The sequence below is a fragment of the Flavimobilis sp. BM9 genome (genome assembly GCF_058313055.1).
Map to the genome: position 1 here is coordinate 38,862 of NZ_JBZEMO010000002.1, position 25,669 is coordinate 64,530.

At 72.0% G+C, this 25,669-nt stretch carries 20 protein-coding genes, 1 tRNA gene and 1 other RNA gene; 11 read left to right on the plus strand and 11 right to left on the minus strand.

Annotated features, from left to right (window positions below):
- Positions 1 to 35: 35 nt before the first annotated feature.
- Together AC4F3Q_RS04240 and ffs are read right to left on the minus strand one after the other, a co-directional pair.
- Positions 36 to 938 (minus strand): MetQ/NlpA family ABC transporter substrate-binding protein, encoded by a 903-nt coding sequence (locus tag AC4F3Q_RS04240; protein WP_491038876.1) that lies wholly within the window; start codon positions 936 to 938, stop codon positions 36 to 38.
- A 428-nt stretch (positions 939 to 1,366) separates the two neighbouring features.
- An RNA gene (gene ffs / locus AC4F3Q_RS04245) (signal recognition particle sRNA small type) lies at positions 1,367 to 1,463 on the minus strand.
- A gap of 123 nt (positions 1,464 to 1,586) precedes the next feature.
- On the opposite strand from ffs, the gene AC4F3Q_RS04250 reads away from it, so the two are divergent.
- From AC4F3Q_RS04250 to AC4F3Q_RS04270, 5 genes are all read left to right on the plus strand, one after another.
- Positions 1,587 to 1,671, plus strand: a tRNA-Ser gene (locus tag AC4F3Q_RS04250).
- A gap of 112 nt (positions 1,672 to 1,783) precedes the next feature.
- On the plus strand, positions 1,784 to 2,395 hold the full coding sequence (locus AC4F3Q_RS04255) for a copper resistance CopC family protein (RefSeq protein WP_491038877.1): 612 nt from the start codon (positions 1,784 to 1,786) through the stop codon (positions 2,393 to 2,395).
- 268 nt (positions 2,396 to 2,663) lie between these two features.
- Positions 2,664 to 3,062 (plus strand): type II toxin-antitoxin system VapB family antitoxin, encoded by a 399-nt coding sequence (locus AC4F3Q_RS04260; RefSeq protein ID WP_168446986.1) that lies wholly within the window; start codon positions 2,664 to 2,666, stop codon positions 3,060 to 3,062.
- Positions 3,063 to 3,071: 9 nt separating this feature from the next.
- Positions 3,072 to 3,734 carry a LytR C-terminal domain-containing protein gene (locus AC4F3Q_RS04265; protein WP_491038878.1) on the plus strand — a complete coding sequence of 221 codons (663 nt, stop codon included), beginning with the start codon at positions 3,072 to 3,074 and terminating at the stop codon, positions 3,732 to 3,734.
- A complete protein-coding gene (locus AC4F3Q_RS04270) occupies positions 3,734 to 4,336 on the plus strand; it encodes a GNAT family N-acetyltransferase (RefSeq protein ID WP_491038879.1) in 603 nt (200 codons plus the stop codon). The genes AC4F3Q_RS04265 and AC4F3Q_RS04270 overlap by 1 nt, the downstream gene beginning before the upstream one ends.
- Before the next feature lie 72 nt (positions 4,337 to 4,408).
- Here AC4F3Q_RS04270 and AC4F3Q_RS04275 read toward each other — a convergent pair whose 3' ends face one another.
- The 3 genes from AC4F3Q_RS04275 to AC4F3Q_RS04285 all read right to left on the minus strand — a co-directional run bounded on the left by AC4F3Q_RS04275 (position 4,409) and on the right by AC4F3Q_RS04285 (position 8,066).
- A complete protein-coding gene (locus tag AC4F3Q_RS04275) occupies positions 4,409 to 5,749 on the minus strand; it encodes a uracil-xanthine permease family protein (protein ID WP_491038880.1) in 1,341 nt (446 codons plus the stop codon).
- Positions 5,750 to 5,834: 85 nt separating this feature from the next.
- Positions 5,835 to 7,256: a D-alanyl-D-alanine carboxypeptidase/D-alanyl-D-alanine endopeptidase gene (gene dacB, locus AC4F3Q_RS04280; protein WP_491038881.1), complete on the minus strand. Its 1,422-nt coding sequence runs from the start codon at positions 7,254 to 7,256 to the stop codon at positions 5,835 to 5,837.
- A gap of 36 nt (positions 7,257 to 7,292) precedes the next feature.
- Positions 7,293 to 8,066, minus strand: coding sequence for a tetratricopeptide repeat protein (locus AC4F3Q_RS04285; protein WP_168446533.1), 774 nt, complete (start codon positions 8,064 to 8,066; stop codon positions 7,293 to 7,295).
- Positions 8,067 to 8,318: 252 nt separating this feature from the next.
- On the opposite strand from AC4F3Q_RS04285, the gene AC4F3Q_RS04290 reads away from it, so the two are divergent.
- Both AC4F3Q_RS04290 and AC4F3Q_RS04295 read left to right on the plus strand, forming a co-directional pair.
- Positions 8,319 to 9,659, plus strand: coding sequence for a right-handed parallel beta-helix repeat-containing protein (locus AC4F3Q_RS04290; RefSeq protein WP_491038882.1), 1,341 nt, complete (start codon positions 8,319 to 8,321; stop codon positions 9,657 to 9,659).
- Positions 9,660 to 9,841: 182 nt separating this feature from the next.
- Complete coding sequence (locus AC4F3Q_RS04295) at positions 9,842 to 11,137, plus strand: hypothetical protein (RefSeq protein WP_491038883.1); 1,296 nt, start codon at positions 9,842 to 9,844, stop codon at positions 11,135 to 11,137.
- Here the strand turns inward: AC4F3Q_RS04295 and AC4F3Q_RS04300 are convergent, their stop codons facing one another.
- From AC4F3Q_RS04300 to AC4F3Q_RS04315, 4 genes are all read right to left on the minus strand, one after another.
- Positions 11,138 to 12,811, minus strand: coding sequence for a glycoside hydrolase family 13 protein (locus AC4F3Q_RS04300; protein ID WP_491038884.1), 1,674 nt, complete (start codon positions 12,809 to 12,811; stop codon positions 11,138 to 11,140).
- A gap of 21 nt (positions 12,812 to 12,832) precedes the next feature.
- Positions 12,833 to 13,285, minus strand: coding sequence for a hypothetical protein (locus AC4F3Q_RS04305; RefSeq protein WP_491038885.1), 453 nt, complete (start codon positions 13,283 to 13,285; stop codon positions 12,833 to 12,835).
- Positions 13,286 to 13,395: 110 nt separating this feature from the next.
- On the minus strand, positions 13,396 to 15,792 hold the full coding sequence (locus tag AC4F3Q_RS04310; RefSeq protein WP_491038886.1) for a YhgE/Pip domain-containing protein: 2,397 nt from the start codon (positions 15,790 to 15,792) through the stop codon (positions 13,396 to 13,398).
- A gap of 1 nt (position 15,793) precedes the next feature.
- Positions 15,794 to 18,511 (minus strand): MMPL family transporter, encoded by a 2,718-nt coding sequence (locus AC4F3Q_RS04315; RefSeq protein WP_491038887.1) that lies wholly within the window; start codon positions 18,509 to 18,511, stop codon positions 15,794 to 15,796.
- 120 nt (positions 18,512 to 18,631) lie between these two features.
- Here AC4F3Q_RS04315 and AC4F3Q_RS04320 point away from each other — a divergent pair, with 120 nt between their 5' ends.
- On the plus strand, positions 18,632 to 19,339 hold the full coding sequence (locus tag AC4F3Q_RS04320) for a TetR/AcrR family transcriptional regulator (protein ID WP_491038888.1): 708 nt from the start codon (positions 18,632 to 18,634) through the stop codon (positions 19,337 to 19,339).
- A 29-nt stretch (positions 19,340 to 19,368) separates the two neighbouring features.
- Here AC4F3Q_RS04320 and AC4F3Q_RS04325 read toward each other — a convergent pair whose 3' ends face one another.
- Positions 19,369 to 19,950, minus strand: a complete 582-nt coding sequence (locus AC4F3Q_RS04325) for a TetR/AcrR family transcriptional regulator (RefSeq protein ID WP_491038889.1) — start codon at positions 19,948 to 19,950, stop codon at positions 19,369 to 19,371.
- A gap of 111 nt (positions 19,951 to 20,061) precedes the next feature.
- Between AC4F3Q_RS04325 and AC4F3Q_RS04330 the strand changes: the two genes are divergently transcribed.
- Complete coding sequence (locus AC4F3Q_RS04330; RefSeq protein WP_491038890.1) at positions 20,062 to 21,132, plus strand: hypothetical protein; 1,071 nt, start codon at positions 20,062 to 20,064, stop codon at positions 21,130 to 21,132.
- A gap of 58 nt (positions 21,133 to 21,190) precedes the next feature.
- On the plus strand, positions 21,191 to 22,228 hold the full coding sequence (gene ligD / locus AC4F3Q_RS04335) for a non-homologous end-joining DNA ligase (protein WP_491038891.1): 1,038 nt from the start codon (positions 21,191 to 21,193) through the stop codon (positions 22,226 to 22,228).
- A gap of 333 nt (positions 22,229 to 22,561) precedes the next feature.
- Here ligD and AC4F3Q_RS04340 read toward each other — a convergent pair whose 3' ends face one another.
- Complete coding sequence (locus AC4F3Q_RS04340; protein WP_491038892.1) at positions 22,562 to 24,097, minus strand: peptide MFS transporter; 1,536 nt, start codon at positions 24,095 to 24,097, stop codon at positions 22,562 to 22,564.
- A 248-nt stretch (positions 24,098 to 24,345) separates the two neighbouring features.
- Between AC4F3Q_RS04340 and nhaA the strand changes: the two genes are divergently transcribed.
- Positions 24,346 to 25,605, plus strand: a complete 1,260-nt coding sequence (nhaA, locus tag AC4F3Q_RS04345; protein ID WP_491038893.1) for a Na+/H+ antiporter NhaA — start codon at positions 24,346 to 24,348, stop codon at positions 25,603 to 25,605.
- Positions 25,606 to 25,669: the final 64 nt, after the last annotated feature.

Here is a 25,669-nt window from a genome sequence, read left to right on the forward strand (position 1 = left end):
GCGTCACCGGGCCCCTCACCGGTGACGCTGGATGGTCAGCCCTTGATCTGGGCCTGGATGTCGGCGAGGTAGCCGGCGAGCGTCGCGCCGTCCTCCTCGACGATCACGGCCGAGCCGCCCGAGGCGGCCTTGAGGGCTTCCTCGACCTCGGCGTCGTGCGCGATCTCGACGAGCTTGAGGAGGGTCGGGTCGTTCTTGTCCTCGTCGCGGGCGACCCAGATGTTGATGTACGGGCGGGCACCGACCGAGGACGGGTCGTCCTGGGCGATGGCGTCCTCGGGCTTGAGGCCCGCGTCAGCGATGAAGTCGTTGTTGATGATCGCCGCGGCGACCGACTGGAGCGAGATCGCGGCCTGGGCGGCGTCGACCGGCGTGACCTTGACCTTGGACTCGGGAAGGACGTCGAGCTCGGTCGAGGCGAGGGTGCCGCCGTCCTTGAGCTGGACGAGCCCGGCGCTCTGCAGCACGAACAGCGCGCGGTTGAGGTTCGTCGGGTCGTTGGGGACGGCGATCTCGGAGCCGGCGGGGATGGCGTCGACCGAGTCGTACTCGTTCGAGTAGAGGGCGAGCGGGTAGATCGCGGTCGAGCCGATCGGGGTCAGGTTGTCGTCGGACGCCACGTTGTAGTCCGCGAGGTACTGCAGGTGCTGGAACTGGTTGAGGTCCAGCTGGTCCTGGCTGAGCGCGGGGTTCGGCTCGGTGTAGGCCGTGAAGTTGATGATCTCGACGTCGATGCCGGCCTCTTCGGCCTTCTTCTCGAAGATGGGCCACTGGTCGTCCTGCGAGCCGACGACGCCGATGCGGACGGGCTCGGTGCGGGCGGCGGGGGTCTCGCCTGCGGCAGGGGTGGCCTTGGAGTCGTTCGAGTCGCTGCCGCAGGCGGCGAGCGTGGCGAGGAGCGCGGTGGCGGCGACGACGGCGGTGGTCTTGCGGATCATGGTTCTCTCACTTCGTGTGGTGGTGACAGTCCCTGGTCGAGGCAGCGGCAGACGCTGCGACGGGGGTCGACACAGGGAGGCGGGCGTACCGCCGAGGGCGCGGGGGGTGCGGGAGCTGGGCGCGTGACTGTGCCACGGCCTGGCAGGGTGGGCTCTCCGCCGGCGACCGCTGTGCGGTCGGGTCCTTCTGGACTGTCCGGAGGCTCAGGCCTGCGCGGCCCGCTGCGGCATTCGACAACACATCACGCCGCGACGGGAGGTCGCGGTGGCGATGAGGTCGAGGCCTGCGGTGCGGGTCATGTTCTCCACTATGGGTGGGCGCCGGCCCTCCTGACCAGCGAGATCCAGAATATCTCGGATGCTGGACGCGGCGTCCGAATTGTGGCGCCGGATCGGGAGGAGGCCGACAATCCGGGCGCCGGCGGGCATGAAAGGACCCCCCGCACACCCGCCAGAGCTCACCTACCCTTGCTGCCTTCCGGCCCTGGGGGAGTTCAGCGAGATGACGCCGTACGAGGGGTCACCCCCGAGCCTAGCCCAGCGTCGGACCGCCCTCAAACTCCGCGCACGAAGGCCGTCCGTACCCCCTGACCGTCCCAGTTTCAGCATCCGGCCACTCGTCGGGTATCCTCGGACGTGCTGTCACCAGGAGGATTCGCCTAGTGGCCTATGGCGCCGTCTTGGAAAGGCGGTTGGGTTAACGCCCTCGGGGGTTCGAATCCCCCATCCTCCGCAGTAGCACGAAAGCCCCGGACCACGCTTCACGGTCCGGGGCCTTCGTCATGTGCGAAGGTCGCACCGCGCTCTCGCCGACCACACCCCGGGCTCGCTGCGATGATGGGCTCATGCGTCCGTTCGTCACCGCGCTGCGTCGCGCCTCCGTCGCCACCCTCCTCATCGCCGCAGGCATCGCCCTCGCACCCGCAGCAGCAGCCCACAATCCGCCACCGGTTCCGACCCCGGCCGACGGCGCGACGGTCACGGAAGCCCCCGACGAGGTCGTCCTCACGTTCACCGACGTCGTGCTCGAGGTCGGCGCGACGGTCGCCGTCACCGCCCCCGACGGCACCGACGTCACTGACGGGGAAGCCGTGGTCGACGACACGGTCGTCACCCAGGCCCTCACCGCAGAGCGCCCCGCGGGCGAGTACCGCGTCGACTGGCGCGTCACCTCGGCCGACGGCCACCCCGTCGACGGCACGTTCACCTTCACCGCGTCCGCCGCCGTCGCGCCCGCCCCTGCAACCCCTGAGGCCACGCCTTCCGAGGAGCCGAGCACCCCGCCCACGACCGAGGCCCCGGTCGCACCGAGCCCCACCCCGACCGTGACGGACGACGGCGGCATCACCACGCCAGCCGAACCCGGCCGCACGATCGCCCTGGTCGTCGGAGCAGCCGCAGCGCTCGTCTTCATCCCGCTCCTCGTCCGCCGGCTGCGAGAGACGCGCGAAGGCTGACGACGCGCGCGAGCGCGCACGAGCGAACTGCTCACGTCTGCGGCGGCTGGAACGATGTACCTGCTGGAAGTGCCACCAGATATGGTGAGCGACACACACCCGCACCAGGTGCAGACGACGGAGGAGGCGACAGATGGCCCCCTCGTCGATCCGCCGCACGAGCGTCCGCGAGGTGTATGTGAGGCGAGCGGTGGCCGCTGGTGAAGGTCGTGCGCAGGACGCGTATCCCTCGAGCCGCCGCGCCGAGGTCGGTCCTAGACTCGCAGCCGTGATCTTCCGCGCCGTGGGCGATGGCCGCCCCTACCCCGAGCACGGCCTCGTCACGCCCAAGGACTGGGCTGTCGTGGCACCACGTCAGGTGCGCCTCGACGAGCTCGTCACGACCAAGCGGACCCTCAACCTCGACTCCCTCCTCTCGGACGACTCGACGTTCTACGGCGACCTCTTCGCCCACGTGATCATGTACCGCGGCGTCATGTACCTCGAGGACGGCCTGCACCGCGCCGTCCGCGCGGCGCTCCAGCAGCGCCCCATCCTGCACGCGCGCGTCCTGACGATCCCCGACGACGCAGAGCCCGTCTCGCCCGCTGACTCGGCAGCAGAGGTGACGTCCGAGCTTCCCGTGACCCGCACCCCGGCCGCTCCCGCGGCTGACGACCTCGACTAGATTGCACCTGTGAACACACCCCTGACCCCGCAGCAGGCGCGTGCCCTGCGCAGCCGCAAGCAGCACGAGCGCCAGGCCGTCGTCTTCGGTCTGCTCATCGCGCTGCTCGCGGCCACGGGCGTCGTCGGCCTCGCCGTCTACACGGGTGCGTTGTCCTTCCCCGGCTCCGCCGACTTCGTCGCGAAGGAGAAGGAGCCCGGGACGACGTTCACCGCGCCGCAGCCGTGCGTTCCCTCCGGAACCGTCCCGGTCGGCCGCAAGAAGATCAAGGTCACCGTCCTCAACGGCTCCGACCGCGCAGGGCTCGCGGCGGTCGTGAGTGACCTCCTCACCGACGAGGGGTTCACCGTCGAGGGGACCGGCAACGACACGCGCCGCCCGTCGCAGCCGATCATCTCCTTCGGACCCAAGGGCATCACCCGCGCCTACACGCTGCTCGCCTACGTGCCCGAGGCGCGGCTCGTCCTCGACAACCGGCCCGGCGCGTCCGTCGACCTGACCGTCCCCGAGAAGTTCGCGGGACTCGTCCCGAGCGACCAGGTCATCCTCGACCCGGAGATCCCCCTCGAGAGCGTCCCCGAGTGCCTCGGGCTCGACGTCGTGACACCGCAGCCCGCACCAGCTCGCTTCACCAAGACCGAGGAAGCGACCGAAGAGCCCGCGGAGGGCTGATGCCGCAGGTCCGGCGCGCACGCACGGACGCCCTCGAACGCGCACGCCTCGAGGAGATCTGCCTGCGCACCGGTGCCGCCGGCGGGGACGCCACACAGCTCCTCGACGACCCGAGCCTCCTGACCGACGCCTACCTCGCGCCCTACCTCGCGCTCGAGCCCGACCTCTGCCTCGTCCTCGTCGACGACGCCGACATCCCCGTCGGGTACGCCATCGGCGCCGCAGACACCGCCGCGTTCGAGGCGCGGTGCGCCGCATGGTGGCCGGAGGTCCGCGCCCGGCGCGGGACCCGCACCCGACCTCCCCGGCCAGGGCTCGAGCAGCACCTCGTCGAGCGGCTCGACGGCCGCAACGTCACCGACCCGCGCCTCCTCGACCAGTTCCCCGCCCACCTGCACATCGACCTGCTGCCCACCGCCCAGGGCGGCGGCAACGGCCGGCTCCTCATCACCGCGCTGCTCGACGCCCTGCGCGAGGCGGGCGCCCGCGGCGTCCATCTCGGTGTCGACCCCGCCAACACTCGTGCGCTCGGCTTCTACCGCCACCTCGGCTTCGCCGAGGTGGCCCACGCGAACAGCCTCGTGCTCGGCCTCTCCCTGTGACGACAGGGCACCTGACGACGAACGCCGCCGCCCCGGACGGGGCGACGGCGTCCTGTCAGCGCTGAGCTCCGGTCAGTCGAGGACCGTGTCCGGGACGGACGTCGGGCTCGCCGGCTCCGCCGTCGTCCCGCGCAGGCGGGAGACCGCCCGCATGAGGTGGTACAGGACGATCGCAGCGATCGCCCCCGACGCGATGCCGCCGATCGTCACGCTGCCGATCGTGAACGTGTAGTCGGCGATGCCCATGATGAGCGCGACCGCCGTCGGCGTGAGGTTCACCGGGTCGGAGAAGTCCACCTTGTTCTGCACCCAGATGCGGGCGCCGAGCAGGCCGATCATGCCGTAGAGCACGGTGCCCGCACCGCCGAGGACGCCCGCCGGCATCGCCTGGATCACCGCGCCGACCTTCGGGGAGAACGCGAGGAGCAGCGCCGTCGCGCCCGCGACCCAGTACACCGCCGTCGAGTAGACGCGCGTCGCCGCCATGACACCGATGTTCTCGGCGTACGTCGTCGTGCCCGAGCCGCCGCCCGCACCCGCGAGGACCGTCGCGACCCCGTCCGCGACGAGCGCCTTGCCGACCTTGTCGTCGAGGTTCTGGCCCGTCATCGCCGCGACCGACTTCACGTGCCCGATGTTCTCCGCGACGAGCACCAGCACCACGGGCACGAACATGACGAGCAGCCCCGGGTCGAACGTCGGCGTCGTGAAGTGCGGGAGGCCGAAGATCGGCGCGTCGCCGACGCCGTCGAAGCTGATCTCGTCACGGAACCACGCGACGACGTAACCGACCGCGACACCGACGAGGATCGACAGGCGGCCGAGGATCCCGCGGAACAGGACGGCAGTGAGCGCGATCGCGAGCACGACGACGAGGCCGGTCACCGGGGCGGCACGGAATCCGGACGTGCAGGACGGCACGATCTCGCCGTCGACGACCGACTGCTGGCACGCACCCCACGCGGCGCTCGCCAGGTTCAGGCCGATCAGCGCGACGATCGCGCCGTTGACGACCGGAGGCATCAGCGCATTGATCCAGCGGACACCGGCGACGTGACCGACGACCCCGATCACGATCAGCGCCGCACCCGTGAAGACGACGCCGCCGAGCGCGTCCGAGACGGTCGCGGCGGCCGCGAACGGCGCGAGGAACGCGAAGCTCGAGCCGAGGTAGCTCGGGAGGGTGTTGCGGTTGATCAGCAGGAAGATGAACGTGCCGATCGCGGAGAAGAACAAGGTGGTCGTCGCCGGGAGGCCGGTCAGGAGCGGCACGATGAGGGTGGCCCCCGACATGGCGACGACGTGCTGCATCCCGAGGCCGATCGTCCGCGGCCAGGTGAGGCGCTCGAGCGGCGCCACCGCCTCCCCGTTCCTCACGGTCGTACCGTCGCCGTGCAAGGTCCACAGAGCCATGCGCATTCCCGTCTCGAGAGCTCGGATGGCGCCCGCCGCGCCGGGGGAATGCTACTCCCGACGCAGGAACGCGTCGCGCGTCTTTTCAGACGCAGCCGTTGACCGTCGCGGCGATGCGGTCGGCTGTGGCGCGCGCCTTGTCCCGCGCCTTCGACGTCCAGAGCTTGTTCGCGACGATCGAGAACGCCTTGAGCCGCCCGTCCTCACCGACGGTGTAGCCCGACAGCGCGATCTCCCAGTCGAGCGAGCCGGTCTTGGCGACCACGGCGCCGCGCGCACACTCCGACTTGCCCGTGAAACGGTATGCGAGCGTCCCCGTGCGCCCCGCGAGGGGGAGCGACCAGTCCTCGTAGAGGAGGGCCCGCAGCTCAGACCGGTCGGGCTGCGCCGCGACGCTCAGCAGGTTGACGACAGCGGCCGGCGAGATCTTGTTCGCCGCGGAGAGGCCGGACCCGTCCGCGAGCACGCTCGAGCCCAGGTCGACGCCGAGACGACGCATGACCTTCCGTGTGCCCTTCACGCCGCCAGCGAAGGTGGGTCGGTAGCCCTCGGAGCGCCCGACGTGCCGGCTCAGCACCTCAGCGACCTGGTTGTCCGAGACGAGCAGCATGCGCTTGACGAGCGTGTGGACCGTGTCGGAGTCGACCCGCGCGACGACGCGCGCCTTCGCGGGCGCGGCCTTGGCCCCGCGGTACTCCACGACCCATCCCCTGCCGAGGCTCGAGTCGAGCCGCTTCGCGAAGTAGCGCGCCGCTGACGCCGCGGAGTCCGACGAGCGCACGGTCGTGCGGGCCGTGCCGCGCACCGGCTGGATCGTGCCGAGACCGTAGCCGCCCTTGCGCCACGTGCCGAGCTTGCTGGCTCCCGCGAACACCGAGTCGTCGAGCCGTACGTACACGACCTTGCGGAGCTTGCCCTTGACCGTGGTCCGGGCGGGCTGCTTGGACTTGAGCGCAGCCGCGGTCTGCTTCGCGAGCAGCCTGAGCTTCCCGTTCGTCATCCGAGGGTCGCCGCCCGAGACGAGGGTGACGGTCCGTGCGCGGCCCTTGCGCTCGATGACGGTCGGGAACCGCGTCTCGAGCCCGAGGGAGGCGAGGGCCGCCGTCGCCGTGAACAGCTTGGTCGTGGACGCGGCGATGCGCGGGGTCCCCGACCGGGACGAGTAGATGCTGCGGCCGCTCTCGACATCGACGATCCGCACCGACGCGGCGGGGCCGAGCCCACCCTTGTCGACGATCGTGTTCACGTCGAGGTTGACGGCCTGCCGGACCTCGTCCTCGCTCGGCGGGAGGGGGAGCGCCACGGGGTCGTCGAGCTCGGTGCTCCCGTCCGTGGGAACCGGCGTCGTGCCGGGCGGGGTCGTCCCGGGCGGGGTCGGATCCACGACGGGCCAGATCGCTGCGTCCGCCGCGTCGAGACCGCCAGGGACGCCCCCGAGGGCGAGGGCTGTCGCGAGCGCCAGGGCAGCACGACGGCGGCCAGGGCGGGCGGTCTGCGGCGCGGTCACCCCTCGACGATACTGTCGCCGGGGATGGGCGGTCCATCAGGAGTGGCCGTGCCGGTCCAGGAGGTTCGCAGCGAGCTCGTCGCCCCGCTGGGCGGCGCGGTGCCATGCCCGCCGGGCGGCCTCGAGGTCGCCGTTGTCGCACCACAGCGATCCCAGGTTGGTCAGTGCGTGCACGTCGCCGAGCTCGGCCGCGACGAGCAGGAGCGCCTCCGCGTCGTCGGTGCGCTCGGCCTCCCCCAGCAGGAGCGCCATCGTGACCGCGACATGGTGCTCGCCCGCGGTCCAGTGGCGGTCGAGGATCTCGAGGCCCTCGTACGTCGGCGTCGACTCCCGCAACGCGTACTCGACCGCTGACTCCCAGCTCGTCCCGACGGACTCGTCGATGATGCGGTCCGCGTCCGCCGACATACCGAGGAGGCGCAGCACCCGTGCGAGCCGGACGGGAGTCTCGGGGAGCTCGAGCGCACGCGCGTAGTGCAGCGCCGCAGCCTGGTGCTCCCCGCACGCCTCGAAGATCTGTGCCGCCATGAACGCACCCTTGGCGTCACCGTGCTCGGAGGCGGTCACGAACCCCTGCCGGGCGCGGTCCACGTCGCCGCACTCGTGGTGCAGGAGCGCAAGGTTGTAGACGGCCTCGACGACCCCCGCCGCGATCGCCTTCTCGTAGAACGGGACGGCTGCCGCGTCGCAGCCGAGCGCCCGCAGGTCGTTCGCGATGTTGAAGAACTCCTCGGGGTGCTCCGAGGACACACGCCCGAGCGCGACGCGGATGTCTTCCGCTGCATCCATGTCGTCGTGTTCGCTGGCCATTTCTGGAGCATGGCAACGCCGTGAGGGGCCAGCAACCGTAACCACCCCGGGTCGTCGCGACGTCGCCCCGGGTATCGCCCGTGTCGTTGGTGCGGTCGCCCAGCCCGTCGCGCTCACCAGCGGGTTCTCACCACGTGGGCGCTGCGGTCGCGAAATCGTCATGTTTCCGCCAATCTGGTCGAAATCTCCGCACGGTCGTCGTCCACGACGGCCGGTCCGCCCTCCGCCGCTCGCCGCGCCAAGGAGCAACACGTGCCTCGTCCCCTGCTGGACCGCTCACGCCGCCGTCAGCGGCGTGTCACCGCGACCCTCCTGGTCGCGATGATCGCGGCGGCCAGCATCGGTGCCACCGCGATCATCGCTCCCACCGCCGAGCAGACCGACGTCGCCGAGCTGTTCCCTCCGGAGCCGCCCGTCGGGGTCGACGACGGCGTCCGCACGTCCCTGACAGGTCGCTCCGACTCGAGGCTCCCGGTCGACACGTCCGTCTCGACGGGCCTGCCGCCCTCGAAGGCCGGCCCCTCGGCAGGTCCGACGACGCGGCTCGGGCGCCCTTGGCACCCGCTGCGCGGGCGGCGTCCGCCTGTCGCTCCGACAGCCGCCCCTACCCCTCCCACGACGACGGCACCGCCCACCACGCCGCCCACCACCGCCCCGCCGACGCCGGGTCCGACGGGCACACCGTCGAGCACGCCCACTGCCACGGAGCCGGACCTGTCGACGAGCCCGACGAAGGCCCCGACCAAGGCGCCGACCCCGACCAAGGCGCCGCCGACGTCGCCGCCGACCACCACGCCTCCGTCGCCGAAGCCGCCGGCCACGTCACGCCCCGACGGCTCGAGCACCGGCGTGCCCGCCGGGACGAAGCTCAAGGTCCACGAGGGCGACCTGACCGTCGCGCAGCGGGGTGCTGTGGTCGACGGACTCGACGTCCGCGGCGCGATCCGGGTCCTCGCGAGCGACGTCACGATCAAGAACACCATCGTGCGCGGGCGCCCCGTCTCCTCGATCTTCCATCTCGTCCAGATCGCCGAGAACGCGAAGGGCACCAGGATCGTCGACTCCGAGATCTTCGGGGCGAACCCGTCCCCGTACGTCATGGGGGTCGTCGGCTCGAGCTTCACGCTCGAGCGCGTCAACATCCACACGGTCATCGACCAGGTCACGATCATCGGCAAGGACGTGACCATCAAGAGCTCGTGGCTCCACGGCAACCTGTCGTACGCGCAGGATCCCAACCACAACGGCGGCCCGTCGCACGACGACAACATCCAGATCCAGGTCGGCTCCAACCTGCTCGTGACGGGTAGCCGGCTCGAGGGATCGAGCAGCGCTGCGGTCATGATCACGCAGGGCCGCGGCAAGGTCTCCGGCACGACCGTCGAGAACAGCTGGATCGACGGCGGCTCGTGCTCGGTCAACATCGCCGAGCTCAACCAGGGCCCGCTGAGCGGGCTCACGTTCCGGAACAACGTCTTCGGCACGTCGACCCGGCACCCGTACTGCGCGCTGCTCGTCCCCTCGACGACGACGGTCACGCAGTCCGGCAACTCGTTCGTCGACGGGACGGTTTTCCGGGTCTCGAAGGGCTAAAGCCCCCGCCCCACCCTGCCGATCTGGGTGGTATGCGTCACTTTTGCCCCACTGCGCCCACGCTGACCAGCAGCGCCGCGCGTGTGACGCGCGACCTCTCGAGAAGAGGTTCACACCGCACGACTCTTGGGTTCACCCTGGATGTACCCCAAAAGGGGCAAATCCCTCACCCAGGAGCCGCTGTGCACACCCCCGAGAGCACAACCACCTCCCGAGCGATCCGCACGCTGATCGCGTCGATGATCGCTGCCGTCGTCGGCCTGTCCGGCCTCGCCGTCGTTGCGCCCGCCGCGACCGCAGCCAGCTCGCCCCCCGAGAGCATCAGCCAGCGCGTCGCGAAGAAGAAGGCGAGCACCTACAAGGCCGTCACGGCCAAGCGCACGCTCGGCAGCGCCAAGGGCACGACGCTCAAGGCCGGCAAGGCGACCACGAAGAAGGTCAAGCGCCACGCCAAGGTCCCCGCGAAGACGACGTCGCTCGTCGTGAAGGTGACCGTCCGCGGCGCCAAGAAGCCGGGCACGCTCCAGCTCTGGACGCCCGGCAAGGCCAAGGTCGAGCGCACGGTCGTGAAGTACGGCAAGGGCACGACGACCGACAAGGTCCGCATCACGACGTCGGCCAGCGGCAAGATCCGCCTCAAGGCCAGCACCGAGGTGCGCGTCAAGCTCAGCACCGTAGGCTTCAAGAAGCGCACGGGCAAGCCGAACGCGAGCAACACCGGCGTCCCCACGAGCAAGAAGAAGAAGCTCAAGGTCCACAACCGCGACCTCGTCGTCACGAAGAACGGCACCGTCATCGACGGCTACGACATCCGCGGCGTCGTGAAGATCCGCGCGAACGACGTCACGATCAAGAACTCGATCGTGCGGGGCGGCGCTCGAGCCAAGTCGATCACCCACCTCGTCCAGATCGCTGACGACGCCCGCCGCACCACGATCGTCGACTCGGAGATCGCTGCGACCCACGCCTCCCCGTACGTCATGGGTGTCGTCGGCGCACGCTTCACCCTCCTGCGCACCAACATCCACCGCGTCATCGACCAGGTGACGATCATCGGCCCCAACGTCCTCATCGAGGACTCCTGGCTGCACGGCAACCTCTCCTACGCGAACGACCCCAACCACCGGGGCGGTCCGTCGCACGACGACAACATCCAGATCCAGCAGGGCACCAACATCCGCGTGACCGGCAGCCGGCTCGAAGGATCGAGCAGCGCCGCCGTCATGATCACCCAGGGACGCGGCAAGGTCGCCAACGCCCGCTTCGAGGACAACTGGATCAACAACGGCTCGTGCTCCGTCAACATCACCAGGAGCGCATACGGTCCGCTGCAGGGCGTCGCGGTGACCGGCAACTCGTTCGGCACCGGGACGCGTCACCAGTACTGCGGCATCATCATGCCGGTGACGACGAAGCTCGTCGAAGCTCGCAACTCGTTCACCGACAACCACGCGTTCCGCATCAGCCGCGGCGCCTGATCACGCGAGGACGGCGGCCGACTCCCCTGGGAGAATCCCGTCGGCCACCGGGCTGCTCACGACGAGGACCTCGCCCGCAGGCAGCTCGACCGGCTCCTCGGTGAGGTTCACGACGACCCGCAGGTCCCGCCCGCCCGCCGCCCGACGGCGCAGCACGAGCAGGTCCGGACCAGGCTCCTCCCACGAGACGGAGCCGCTGCGCATCGCAGGCTCCGCCCGGCGCAGCGCGAGGACGGACCGGAACAGCGCGAGCATCGAGGCCGGGTCGGCCTCCTGCCGCTCGACCGTCAGCGACGCCCAGCCTTCAGGCTGCGGCAGCCAGGTCGCGACGTCGTCCGCGGCGAAGCCGAACGGCGGGCGGACGCCCGACCACGGCAGCGGGACGCGGCAGCCGTCACGGCCACGCACCCGGCCGCCCGAGCGGGCGACCGCCGGGTCCTGCAGCACCTCGAGCGGCAGGTCCTCCACCTCGGGCAGCCCGAGCTCCTGGCCCGCGTACACGTACGCGGCGCCCGGCAGGGAGAGCAGCAGGACGCTCATCGCGCGCGCCCGGCGCGTCCCGCGCGCGAACGCCTCGGGGTCGAGAGCACGCTCCTGCGCGACGTCGGGCACGTAGTCCCCGACGAGCGTCACGTCCGCGCCGTACCGCGTCACCGAGCGGGTCGTGTCGTGGTTGTCCGTGACCCACGTGGTCGGGGCGCCCACCGCGGCGTTCGCCGCGATCGACTCGTCGACCGCCGCACGCAGGGACGCACCGTCCCACCCCGCCTTGACGAAGCGGAAGTTGAAGGCGAGGTGCATCTCGTCAGGCCGCAGGAAGGCGGCGACGACGTCGTCCGGGGCGCCGGTCTCGATGACCGCCATGCGGTCACCGGGGTACTCGTCCATGACGCGACGGAACGCGCGGTAGACGTCGTGCACCGCGCTCGACTCGTCCTTCGGGATGACCGGCGAGCCGTCCTCCGTGTCAGGCCACGTCGTGTCCTTGATGAGCGCGTCCGACACGTCGATGCGGAAGCCGTCGACGCCCCGGTCGAGCCAGAACCGCAGGATCCCCTCGAACTCGGTCAGGATCTCCGGGTTGCCCCAGTCGAAGTCCGGCTGCTCGGCCGCGAACAGGTGGTAGTACCACTGCCCTGGCGTCCCGTCGGGCTCGGTCACGCGCGTCCACGACGGCCCGCCGAAGACGGAACGCCAGTTGTTGGGAGGCAGGTCGCCGTCCGGGCCTCGCCCGTCGACGAAGTGGAAGCGGGAACGCTCGGCGCTGCCACGACCTGCCGCGACCGCCGCCCGGAACCACGGGTGCTGGTCGGAGCAGTGGTTGGGGACGAGGTCGATCGTCACGCGCAGGCCGCGCTCGTGCGCTGCCGCGAGGAGCTCGTCGAAGTCGTCGAGCGTGCCGAACATCGGGTCGACGTCGCAGTAGTCCGAGACGTCGTACCCGGCGTCGACCTGGGGCGACGGATAGAACGGCGAGAGCCACAGGGCGTCTGCCCCGAGCGCCGCGACGTGGTCCAGATGGGCAGTGATGCCCCGCAGGTCACCCATGCCGTCGCCGTCGCTGTCCGCGTAGGAGCGCGGGTACACCTGGTAGAACACGGCGTCACGCCACCACGGCGCGGCCTCCTCGGATGCGGTGGAGACGGCGGACGAGGAGGCGGGTGCAGAGGTCACCCGGCAACACTAGGCGAACGGTCAGGCCGGACGCGCCCTCAGGACGCGGTCCACGAGGGTCTGCATCGCGCCGCTCTCGAACGCCGAGAGCAGCGTGCCCTCGTCCGCCCGCCCTGCGTCCAGGACGGCGGCGACGGTCCGCAGCGCTGCGCCCGGCGTCAGCTCCGTGAGCTGGTCCAGGTCAGCCTCGAGGACCGCGCTGCTCACCACGTCAGGGTCGATACCAGCCGCGTCCACGAACGGTCGGAGCGCCTCCACGAGGGCGCGCGCCTCGGCGTCGAGGCGCGGCACGAGCAGCTCGTCGTCGTCACGGTGCCCGTCGTCAGGCCCCTCGAACGGAACGGGGAGCCAGCCGCCCGACGCGCCCTCGGCACGCACGAACGCCTCGGCGAGCGCGTCCCAGCGCTCGACCGCCATCGTCTGCACGATGACGACGAGCCTGTCGTCGGCACCCTGCACATCCACCTGCTCCACGTCCAGCCCCCATTCTCGACCCCTGAGGGTCGAGCGTAGTCGTGCAGGCCCCGCGGCGGCTGCTCCCCCGCAGGGTGAGAGACGAGATGACCTCGCGTCTGCTCGTCGCGTCAGGCCGCGGCGAGCACCAGCCCGCCCGCACGACGCCGCGCCCACGCGGTCGCCGCGACGTCCGCGGCGAAGCCTGCCGCAGCCCACACGAGCAGCAGCACCACCGCCCCGACGCTGCCGCCGTCGCCCGCAGCAGCGGTCAGGAAGCGACCCGCCGCGTCGAGCGGACCGAGGGCCCCGAGCGACTCGAGCCACGCCGGGGCCGACGGCGCGGACGCGGCGACGAGGACGGAGACCCCGACGACGAGCGCGATCGCACGGCCCACGTTGCCGGCCCACGCGACGAGCGCGTGGAGGAACAGCACCATCGACACCGCCGCGAGGGCCGCCGCGGGGACCATGGCGAGCGGCGCGTCGGTGACGACCACGACGACCGCACCGACGAGCACACCCTGGAGCGCCGTGACGCCGACCGCGAGGGTCACGCCGTGCAGCGCCATGCGGGCCGACGAGCGCGTCGTCCCGAGCAGGGCGAGGCCAGAGGTGCGCGGGCGCATCGTCATGACGAGCGCACCGAGCCACAGCGCGACCGCAGCCGTGAGGCCGACGCCCGCGAGCGGTCCGAGGTCGGAGAGCGTCGGCGCCGCGACGGGCGCCGCGATCACCTCAGCGAGCGTCTCGGGGTTCTCCGGGACCTGCGCGGAGATACCGTCGACCGCCTGGCCGAGACCGCCCGCAAGCTCGGACGTGCCTTCAGCGAGCTGCTTCGCGCCCGGCGCCGCCTGGGCGAGGCCGTCGGCGAGCTGGGTGGCCCCGTCCCCGAGGTCGCCCGCTCCGTCGGCGGCCTCACGGGTACCGGTCGAGAGCTGCGCGACGCCGCCAGCGAGCTCGCCGGTCCCGGAGGCGAGGCTCTTGGCACCCGAAGCAAGCTCGCTCGCACCCGAGGCGAGACCGTTCGCCCCGGTGCTCAGGGTGGTCGTGCCGGAGGCGAGCGTGGTGAGACCGCCTGCGAGGCTGTCCGCACCCTTGTCGAGCGTGGCGGCTCCCGACGCGGTCTGCGCGAGGCCGCCCGCGAGAGTCTTCGTGCCCGTCGCCGTCGCCTGTGCGCCGGCAGCGAGCGCCTTGGCGCCCGACGGCTCGGCGCCGTCGGTGCCGTCGGTGCCGACGGCAGCAGCGAGGCCCGCCGCGAGCAGGTATGAGCCCGTCGGTGCGGAGGTCGCGGAAGCCGGGGTCCCCTCGGCCTCCGCGAGTCCGTCGGAGAGCTGGCCGAGGCCGCCACGGTACTGCGCGACCGCGTCGGCGAGAGCGTCGTCGAACGCGTCGCACGAGCCGCCGTCACCCGGGGCGCACCCGGCTGCCGCCTGCGCGGCACCCACCTGACGGACGCCTTCGACGAGCTGGTCGAGAGGGTCTCCCGAGAGCGCGTCGACGCCAGCGCGCGCAGCGGCGAAGCCGGCCGGGACGCCCTCGGCGCCCGCCGCGAGCTCCTCGAGACCGTCGACGAGCTCGTCCACGCCGTCAGCCACGGCCGCGGACCCCGCCGTGAGGTCCTTCGCGCCGTCGGCCAGCGCGTCGAGGCCGTCGGCCAGCTGACCGGTGCCCTTGGCGAGCTCGTTCGCGCCGCCGGCCGCGCTCTTCGCACCCTTCGCGAGAGGCTTGACGCCCTTCGCGAGCTTGCCTGCGCCGTCGGCCAGGTCGCCAGCGCCACCCGCGAGGCTGCTCGTGCCGTCGCTCAGCTTGCTCGCGCCCGAGGACGCCGTGCTGGCGCCCGAGGCGAGGGAGCTCAGGCCGTCGGCGAGGCTCCCGGTGCCGTCGGCGAGCGTGCCCGCACCCTGCGCAAGCTGGGTCTGGCCGTCGGCAAGCTCGCCAGCGCCGTCGGCGAGCTGCTGGGCACCGCCCGCGGCCTCGCCGAGCTGAGAGCTGAGGTCCTGGAAACCGACGAGGACGTTCTGGAGGTAGGACTCGGTGAGCTGGCGGCCCAGGCCGACGGTCGCGGCGTCGGCGAGCGCGCTGGTCACGAGGTTGCGCGTCGCGGTCGAGCTCTCCGCGGTCGCCACGTCGATCTGCGCGGTGCGCGCGGCCGACTGGTCCGCGGCGAACGACGTCGCAGCGGCGGAGAAGCCCTCCGGGATCGTCACGACGGCGGCGTAGCGGCCCTCGTCGAGGCCCTCGGTGGCGTCCTCGGAGTCGGTGACGACCCATGACCAGCCGCCCTGCGACCGTGAGTCCTTGACGAGCTGCGCGGCAAGCTGCCGACCGAGCGGCGTGATCTGCCCGTCGAGCGTCACCGGCTCGTCCAGGTTGACGACGGCGGCGGTCACGTCGCCCGCGCGGGACGCGGGATCCCACTGCGCGGCGAGGAGCGCACCGACGAGCGCGATCGGGACGAGCAGCGCGACGAGGGCGACGCCCCAGCGGCGTCGGGCCGATCGCGGCATGGAGGTGGGGCTGGTCATGTCACTCGCCGTTCGTGAGGGTCAGCAGGTGGGTGGAGGTGACGCCAGGGGGCAGGACGTCCGGGTCGGTCGTGCCGAGGACGAGCGTGGTGCCGCCCTGCGCGGCAGCCGCGAGGGCCGCGCCGGCACGGGCGTCGCCGTGCAGGTGGTGGGCGTGGTCGACGACGAGGACGCGCGGCTTCTCGCGCAGCGCGGCGTCGACGGCCCGGGCGTCACCGCGCCGGGCGTCGAGCCACGCGGCGCGTCGCCGCACGGTCGCGGCGCGCTCCGGAAGGACGAGGTCGTCGACCTTGAGGTCGCCGCCCTCGGGGCGGACGCGTCCGGCGAGCGTGAGGAGGAGGCCGGTGACGGCGCGTGCCGGTCCGTCGACGACGAGCACCCCGCGGTCGGGGACCTCCAGGTCGATCGGCGTCGCGAGGTCGGCCCGCGGTGCGAGCTCGAGGCCGCGCGCAGCGACGGCCGTGCCCTCGCCCGGCCAGCCGGCGAGGGAGAGCTCGCGGTGCAGGCCCTCGCCCTCGACGTCGAACGACGGCAGCGCGCGGTCGAGCCACGCGGGCATCCACCAGGCGCGCTCGCCGAGCAGCTCGAGCACGGCGGGCACGAGCGTCATGCGCACGAGGAACGCGTCGACGGCGACACCGACGGCAAGACCGAGCGCGATCGGCTTGATGTTGACGTCGCCCTCGGGGACGAACGCGAAGAACACGGCGATCATGATGACGGCGGCGGCCGTGACCACCTTGGCGGAGCCGGCGAAGCCGCTGCGGATCGCAGCGCGCGCGTCGCGCCCGTGGACGTAGTCCTCCCGGATGCGCGAGACGAGGAAGACCTCGTAGTCCATCGCGAGGCCGAAGAGCACGCCCATGAGGATGATCGGCATGAACGAGATGACGGGGCCGAGCCGGCCGACGTTGAGCATCTCTGCGGCGATGCCGTTCTCGAACACGGCCGTGACGACGCCGAACGCGGCAAGGACCGACAGCAGGTAGCCGAGCGTCGCCTTGAGCGGCACGGCGACAGAGCGGAACACCATCGTCAGCAGGACGAGGGACAGCCCGACGACGAAGATGCCGAACGGCAGCAGCGCGGCGCCGAGCTTGGCGGACACGTCGATGCCGACGGCGGTGTACCCGGTCACCGAGATGTCGACGTCGTAGCGGTCCTCGATCTCGGGCCGCATGTCGCGGATCGTCTGGACGAGGTCGGCCGTCTCCTGGTCGTTCGGGCCGGACTCGGGGACGACCTGGACGATGACCGTGTCGGCGGACGCATTGGGGGTCGCGAGCGGGACGTCGGCGACGCCGGGCAGGGCGCGCAGCTCGTCGGCGAGGTCGGTGGCGAGGCCGAGCGGGTCGTCGCTCGTCAGGACGGACCCGGTGATGATGAGCGGTCCGTTCGAGCCGGGGCCGTAGTGGTCCGAGATGCGCTCGTACGTGACGCGGGCGCTGCTCGACTCGGGCAGCACGCCCGCGTCGGGCAGCGCGAGGCGCAGGTTGAGCGCAGGGAGCGCGAGGCCGGCGACGGCGCCGAGGACGAGGACGATCGTCACCCAGGGCTTCGCGACGGCGAGGTTCACCCAGCCGGTGAAGAAGCGGGAGGCGCGCGACGGCGTCGTGCTGGGCGCGGCTGCCTGGCCGGCGGCCGCCGCACGGCGGGCGCGACGCGACGGGCGGGGACGGAGGCGCTCGCCGGCGAAGCCGAGAAGCGCGGGGACCATGGTGAGGGAGACGATCACGGAGATGCCGACCGCGGCGGCACCTGCGACGCCCATGGTCGTGAGGAACGGGATGCCGGCGACGCCGAGGCCCACGAGGGCGATCATGACCGTGAGCCCGGCGAAGACGACGGCCGACCCGGAGGTCGCGACCGCGCGGGCGGCCGCTTCTCGGGGGTCGAGGCCGTCGGCGAGCAGCTCGCGGTGCCGGGACACGATGAAGAGCGCGTAGTCGATGCCGACGGCGAGGCCGAGCATGAGCGCGAGCATCGGCGTCGTCGACGTGACGGGGGTGACGGCGGTCGCGAGGACGACGAGGAGCATCGAGACGGCGACGCCGAGGAGCGCGTTGACGAGCGGCATGCCCGCGGCGACGAACGAGCCGAGGGTCGCCATGAGCACGATGAGCGCGACGACGACGCCGAGTGCCTCGGTGAGCGTCAGCCCGGGGAACTCGGACGCGAAGAGCTCGCCGCCGAGCGTCGCGTCCCACCCGTCGGGGAGCGCTTGCGCGAGGTTCGCGGTCGCGGTGCGCAGCTCTTCCTTGGTCGCGTCGGTGACGGTGGTGGAGGGACCGTCGAGCGTGACGGTCAGGAGGGCGGCGCGGTGGTCGTCGCTCGCGCCGGTGATGGCGTCGCCCGTGAGGGCGTCACCGGTGAGCGGGTCCGTGTAGGGCGTCGAGACGGCGGCGACGTGCTCGACGCCGGCGATCGCGTCGGCCGCGTCCCGGATCGTCGCGGCGACGTCGTCGGCCCGGACGTCCGCGCCCTCGGGCGCGAGGACGAGCACCTGCGCGGAGGCGCCGCTGACCTGGGGGAAGGTCGCCTTGAGCTGGTCGAGCGCGGCCTGCGACTCGGTCCCGGGGATGGAGACGGAGTTGTCGAAGCCCTTCTGGAGCAGGCCGGCGGACGCCCCGAGGACGACGAGCAGGACGAGCCAGAGGGCGATGACGGCGCGCCGGGCGCGGAACGCCCAGGATCCGAGGCGGTACAGGGCGGAGGACACGTGGGCTCCCGGTCGTGGCGTGCGGGTGGGGCTTGCGATGCACCACTGTATCCGATACATGCTCGTACTGGATACAGGTGTGTATCTCACGGTAGGCTGACGCCGTCCGGAAGGAGAACGATGACTGCCGACGCGACCGACGCGGCCGACGGCCCCCGCACGAGCGCACGCCGCGAGCGCACGCGCGAACGCCTCCTCGACGCAGCCCTCGCCCTGTTCGCCGAGCACGGCGTCGAAGCGACGTCGATCGAGGCGATCTGCGACGGCGCCGACTTCACGCGCGGAGCGTTCTACTCGAACTTCGAGGACAAGGCTGCGCTCATCGACGCGCTCTCCGCCCGCGAGCAGGACCGCGCCGTCCAACAGCTCCGCGCCGCGATCCTCAACGCCCCCTGGGCTGGCGAGACCTGCGACGGCGCCGACGTCGACGCCGCGACGATCGGCCGGATCGTCACGACCCTCCTGCGCGCGCTCACCCTCGACCCGCGCTGGGGGGTCGTCAACAGCGAGCTGCGCCTCCGCGCGATGCGCGACCCGCGCGCAGCAGCCGCGCACGCGGCCCGCGAGACCGCCGTCATGGACGCGATCGCCGACGAGATCAGCGCGCTCATGGCCCGCATCGGCGTCGTCTCCCTCATCCCCGAGGGCGTGTTCATCCGCCTGCTCATCTCGGGCTTCCAGACCGAGCTCGAACGAGCCCTGCTCACCCACGCGAGCCAGGCCGAGGACGACGCGGCGACGACGGGCGACCCGTTCGCCGAGGCCGCCGAGTCCGCCGCCTCGTGGCTGCCCACCGTGATCGACCACCTCACCCGGCTCGAGGGCTGACGCTCAGCCCTCGGCGTCGCCCGCGTCACCTACTGAGCGGTCGGCAGGGGCACGCCGTCGGGCCGCATGCCCGCGAGGAGCATCGCCATGAGGCGAGGGGCGAAGGCGGGCAGCACGTCGGGTGTGCGCAGCGTCGGCGGCTGGCTGAGGTGCGCGACGACGAGCACGAACTCGGTGAGGCCCACGTCCTGGCGGAGGAGGCTCGCATCTCGCGCGAGGTCGAGGACGATGTCGACCTCGCGCTCGGTGCGCGCCTGCGCCTCCATGACCTGGGGTGCGGGCTCGACGCCGGGGGCGTGCGTGAGCGCGGTGATGACGGAGCCGAGGCGGAGCTCGACGAGGTCGGCGACGAAGGCACGCCACGCTCCTTCGGCGTTGTTCGTGAAGCCGACCCGGGCGACGTGCGCGACGCGCAGCATGTCGGCGAGCACCGCGCAGGCGGTCGCGTCGATGAGGTCTTGGCGTGACGGGAAATTCCGGTAGAGGGTGGCGATGCCCACACCTGCGCGGGCTGCGACGGCCTCGAGGGCGACGGTGTCGCCGTGGCGGAGGAACTGCTCGCGAGCAGCGCCGATGAGCGCCTCGCGACGTCGGAGCGCGTCGGCTCGCACGGTGTCCTCCTCGGGCTGCGCCTGTTCCGGGTTGCGGTCCCGGGGTTGACAGGCTAGCGGACGTCCGCGAGATTAGCGGAGGAAATCCCTCCACTACTGACCGAGGACCTCGTGACCGACTCCGCACGCACCACCACCGCAGCCCCCACGCACCACCCGAAGAAGCCAGCCCGCACGCTCACGAAGCTCCTCGGCTCGCTCGGAGCCCTGACGTCGATCGTCGTCGTCCTGCTCATGCTCTTCGTCCTGCCCGCGCTCAAGAGCGGCCCCCACGACCTCCCCGTCGGCGCCGTCGGCGACGCCCAGGCGACGACGACGCTCGGAGCCGGCCTCGAGGCCGTCGCGCCGGGCGCGTTCGTCCCCGAGACCTTCCCCGACGAGGCCGCCCTGCGCGACGCGATCCTCGACCGCAGCGTCACCGGCGGCTACGTCGTCGAGGGCGGCACCGTCCGCCTCCTGACCGCGACCGCGGGAAGCGCCGCCATCTCCGGCTCGCTCACCCAGACCACGATGGCCGCCGCCGGCGCCGCCGGCATGACCGTGACCGTCGAGGACCTCGTCCCCTACACCGCTGACGACCCGTCAGGCATCGGCATCGGCGGCCTCGCCTTCCCGCTCGTCTTCGGCGGGATCGTCCCCGCGGTCGTCGCCATGAAGCTCTTCCCCGGCCGCCTCACCATGCAGCTCGCGAGCGCAGGCAGCTTCGCCGTCGTCGGCGGTCTCGTCGTCACGTCGATCCTGCGCTTCTGGTTCGGCAGCTTCACCGGTCCGATCCTCCTGCCCGCTGCCGCGCTCAGCCTCGGGATCGCCGCGATCTCCGTGCCGCTCCTCGGGCTCCAGGCGCTGTTCGGCGGGAAGGGCTTCACCGCGCTGGCCGCGTCCATGATGTTTCTCGGCAACCCGCTCGCCGGGATCGGCACCTCCGGCGCCTGGCTGCCCACCGGCCTCGGCCTGTTCGGCCAGCTCCTGCCTCCCGGCTCGACCGGCACGCTGGTGCGGTCCGCGGCTTACTTCGACGGCAAGGGCGCGACGGGCGCCGTCGTCATCCTCGTCGCCTGGGTCGCCGTCGGCGTCGCGCTCTGCGTCGCGGGCGCCCGTCGCACCAAGGCCGCCGACGAGGCCGAGCTCGTGATCCTCGACGCCGAGCTCGAGGCGTCTCTCGCCACGGCCCCGGTCGCCTGATCATGTGACGCCACCGGGCTCGGGTGGCGGCGCCGAGCGGCGTCGGTAGGTTCGACGTATGGCCAGCGACGCGCTCGTCCTCGACGTCCCCGGCCCGGACGGCGACCGCACGGTGCGGCTCACGAGCCCGGACCGGCTGCTGTGGCCCGAGCCCGGCCTGACGAAGCTCGACCTCGCGCGGTACGTGATCGACGTCGGCGACGCGTTCCTCGCCGCGAACGGCGACCGTCCGCTCTCCCTGCAGCGCTTCCCCGGTGGGGTCGACGGCGAGCAGTTCTTCTCGAAGAACCCGCCCCGGGGCGCGCCGGACTACGTGCGGTCCGTCATGGTCACCTACCCGAGCGGGCGCAGCCACCCGCAGCTCGTCGTCGACGAGATCGCGACCGCCGTCTGGGCCGTGCAGATGAACGCGGTCGTGTTCCACCCGTGGGCGTCGCGCGCGGGCGACCCCGACAACCCCGACGAGCTCCGCATCGACCTCGACCCGCAGCCAGGCACGGACTTCGTGGACGCGGTCCGCGCGGCGGTCGAGCTGCGCTCGGTGCTCACCGAGGCAGGGCTGACCTCGTTCGTGAAGACGTCGGGCAACCGCGGGCTGCACGTGTTCGCGCCGATCGTGCCCGCCCACGAGTTCCTCGACGTGCGGCACGCGGTGATCGCTGCGTCGCGCGAGCTCGAGCGTCGCATGCCCGACGCCGTCACGACCGCGTGGTGGAAGGAAGAACGCGGGGAACGCGTGTTCGTCGACTACAACCAGGCGAACCGCGACCGGACGATGGCCGGCGCGTACAGTCCCCGCCCGCTCCCGCACGCGCCGGTCTCGTGCCCGCTCGAGTGGGACGAGCTGGGCGGCGCGCACCCCGAGCACTTCACGATCACGACCGTGCCGGAGCGGCTGCGCACCGTCGGCGACCCGTGGGCGCGCATGTCCGAGCACCCTGGCACGATCGACGCGCTGCTCGCCTGGTGGGAGCGCGACCTTGCGGACGGGCTCGGCGAGCTGCCGTTCCCGCCCGACTTCCCGAAGATGCCGGGCGAACCACCCCGCGTGCAGCCGAGCCGCGCCCGGAAGCCCGACGACGGAGCCAGGTCCTGACGCCGTCCCGCCTCGGCGAGGCCACGAGGTAGGCGCCCTCGCGCAAGGTAGGGCGCCTCATGCGAGGTGGGCCCCTTCGCGCGAGGTAGGCCACCTCGCGCGAGGTAGGGCGCCCCATAGGGCACTGGAAGGGTCTACCTCGCGTGCACACCCCTACCTCGGTGAGGGAGCGCGCGTCGGAAGGGGGCAGATCCGTCTGACCGGGGTAGGGCCCTTCACGCGACGTAGGGCGCCCCACGCGCGATAGGTCACTGCAGGGGCCTACCTCGCGTGCGCACCCCTGCCTCGGCGACTGAACGGGCGGCGGGAGGGAGCGCGCCAGGGAAGGGCGCCTCAGGCCTCTTCGCCCTCGCGGATGTGCCGCGTGATCCAGGGCGTCACGAGGAAGAAGACGCCCGCGATGGCGAGGGTGACGACGCCGATCGTGCCGAAGTACGTCGCGTAGCTGTTCGCGAGGTCGTCCGTCGCGGAGACGAGCTGCGCGGTGATCGCCTGGCCGGCGGCGGGGGCGAGGAACCACAGCGCCATCGCTTGCGAGCGGAAGGCTGCGGGCGCGAGGAGCGTCGTCGCGGCGAGCCCGACGGGCGAGAGGAACAGCTCGCCGATCGTCTGGATCGCGTAGGTCCCCACGAGGACGCCCGAGCTGACCTTCGCGTCGCCGGCGAGCGCCGTCATCGCGGCGAGGAACACGAACGACAGGGCGGCGAGCGACAGGCCGATACCGAACTTGTGGGCGGTCGACGGCCCCCGTTCCGCGAGCTTGCTCCACACTCCCGCGAAGACGGGAGCGAGCACGATGATGATGAGCGGGTTGACCGACTGGAAGAACGCCGGCTCGATCGTCCACCAGAGGAACGACAGGTCGGTCTTGTCCTCCGCGAACGCGGACAACGAGCTCGCGGCCTGCTCGTTGATCATCCAGAAGAGCATCGCAGCGACGAACAGCGGGATGTACGCGAGGACGCGCTTGCGCTCCGGCGCGGTGACCTTCGGGGAGCGCAGCATCACGATGAAGTAGGCGATGGGCGCGGCGAACGCGAGGTAGGAGATCGTGTCGACGACACCCTCGGTCCCGAAGGACGACCCGGGCCCGCGCCAGCTCCCGACGCCCCACGCGGCGAGCGCGGCGAGCACGACGAGGCCGAGGATGGCCGCACCACCGCGGGCGAGCGCGGGCCGCTCCTCGCGTGCGATCGGGTTGTCGACGTGGTCGCCGGCGCCGTAGAGCGCCTTGCGGCCGAGCACGAAGAACACGAGGGCGAAGGCCATGCCGATAGCGGCGACGAGGAAGCCCGCGTGGTAGCCGCCCCAGCTGCGGGCCGCACCGACGAGGATCGGGGAGAAGAACGACCCGAGGTTGATGCCCATGTAGAAGATGGAGAAGCCGCCGTCGCGGCGGGCGTCGCCGCGCTCGTACAGCTCACCGACCATGCTCGACACGTTGGGCTTGAGCAGGCCCGTGCCGACGGCGACGGAGATGATCCCGGCGAACGCCGTGGGCGCACCGCCCGGGACGGCCAGCAGGACGTGCCCGAGCGCGATGACGAGGCCGCCGTAGAGCGTCGCGCGGCGGGCCCCGATCACCCGGTCGGCGAGCCATCCGCCGACGACGGAAAGCAGGTAGACCGACGCCCCGTAGATCGACGTGATCGCGACGCCGGTCGAGCGGTCGATCCCGAGCCCGCCGTTGGCGAGGGTGTCGGTGATGAAGTACAGCAGGATGGCGCGCATCCCGTAGTAGCTGAACCGCTCCCACAGCTCTGTGCCGAAGAGGGTCATCAGTCCGAGCGGGTGCCCGAAGAAGCGGTGGTCCTGCGACCGCGCCGACGGTGTGCTCGGCGTGGACCCGGCAGCGCTCGTCGCGCTCATGGGGGTTGTCCTTCCGTGGGGTGCGCTCGCCGCTGGGTGGTCCGGCGAGAAAACAGCGTTCTATTGTCCCGCCGATCCATGGAAGAAGCCGCCCCAAGAGTCCCAGCGTCAGCCTTCTCACATGGTGCAGGCCACGGCACGAACGCGCGGGACCGCGTAAAATGGGTGACTGGTGTGCCGGGAAGCCTGGTCGGCGTTCTCTCGGAGACCCTCCGTGAGATCCTCGCTGACGCTCGGAGGTCCCTCCCATGCATGCCCCCGCACCTGCCCGTTCACGTTTCCGTTCGTGGGTCTCGCGCGAGACGACGGGTGGCGCCCTCCTCATGGCCGCGGCCGCCGTCGCTCTCGTGTGGGCGAACTCTGCGTGGCGCGACTCGTACGCGAACCTCTCGTCGACCGTCATCGGCCCTGCTGCGTGGCACCTCGACCTCTCGCTCGCAGGCTGGGCGGCCGACGGGCTCCTCGCGATCTTCTTCCTCACCGTGGGGCTCGAGCTCAAGCGGGAGATCGTCGTCGGCTCGCTGCGCGACCCGCGACGCGCCGCGGTGCCTGTCATCGCTGCGGTCGGCGGCATGGCGGTCCCCGCGCTCGTCTACCTGGCGGTGGTGGTCACCTCCGGGAACGACGCCGCGACGGGCGGCTGGGCGATCCCGACCGCGACCGACATCGCTTTCGCGCTCGCCGTGCTGGCCGTGTTCGGGCGCGGGCTGCCGGTCGCGATCCGGACGTTCCTGCTCACGCTCGCGGTCGTCGACGACCTGCTCGCGATCATCGTGATCGCGGTCTTCTACACGGACTCGGTGTCCGTCGCCGCGCTCGGTCTCGCGCTGCTGTGCGTCGTCGCGTTCGGGGCGCTCGCCCGTTCGCCGTACGTGCACCCGTGGCTGCTCGCGCCGCTGGGGGTCGCCGCGTGGGCGCTCATGCACGCGTCGGGCGTGCACGCGACGATCGCGGGTGTCCTCCTCGGGCTGACGGTGCCCGCTCGGCCGGTCCACGGCGAGCCGGACGACCGGGCGCACCGCTACGAGCACGCGGTGCGGCCGTGGTCGACGGCGATCGCACTGCCGATCTTCGCGTTCTTCTCCGCAGGCGTCACGCTCGGCGGTGGCTCCGGGACCGGCGAGGGCGCGTCCGCCGTCTTCCTGGCGGTGACGCTGGGCCTCGTCCTGGGCAAGGTGACGGGCGTCCTGGGCAGCGTCGCCCTCGTCACGCGGGTGACCCGCCTGCGCCTTCCGGACGGCGTCGGCTTGCGTGACCTGCTGCCGGTCGGTCTGCTCGCCGGGATCGGCTTCACCGTGTCGCTGCTCATCACGGAGCTGTCGTTCGACGACGACGCGACGACGACCGCCGCGAAGGCGGCGGTCATGGCAGGCACGGCGATCTCGGCGGTCGCCGCGGCGCTGCTCCTGGGGTGGGACGCGCGCCGGGCGCGCGGCACCGACATGAACGACGACGGGATCCCCGACACGGCGCAGCCCACGATCGCCGAGGCGGGCGACAGGGACTGACGACTGATCGCAGGCGTCGCGCGGGCCGGACGGTCAGGCCCGGCCCGGCCCGGCCCGCGCGACG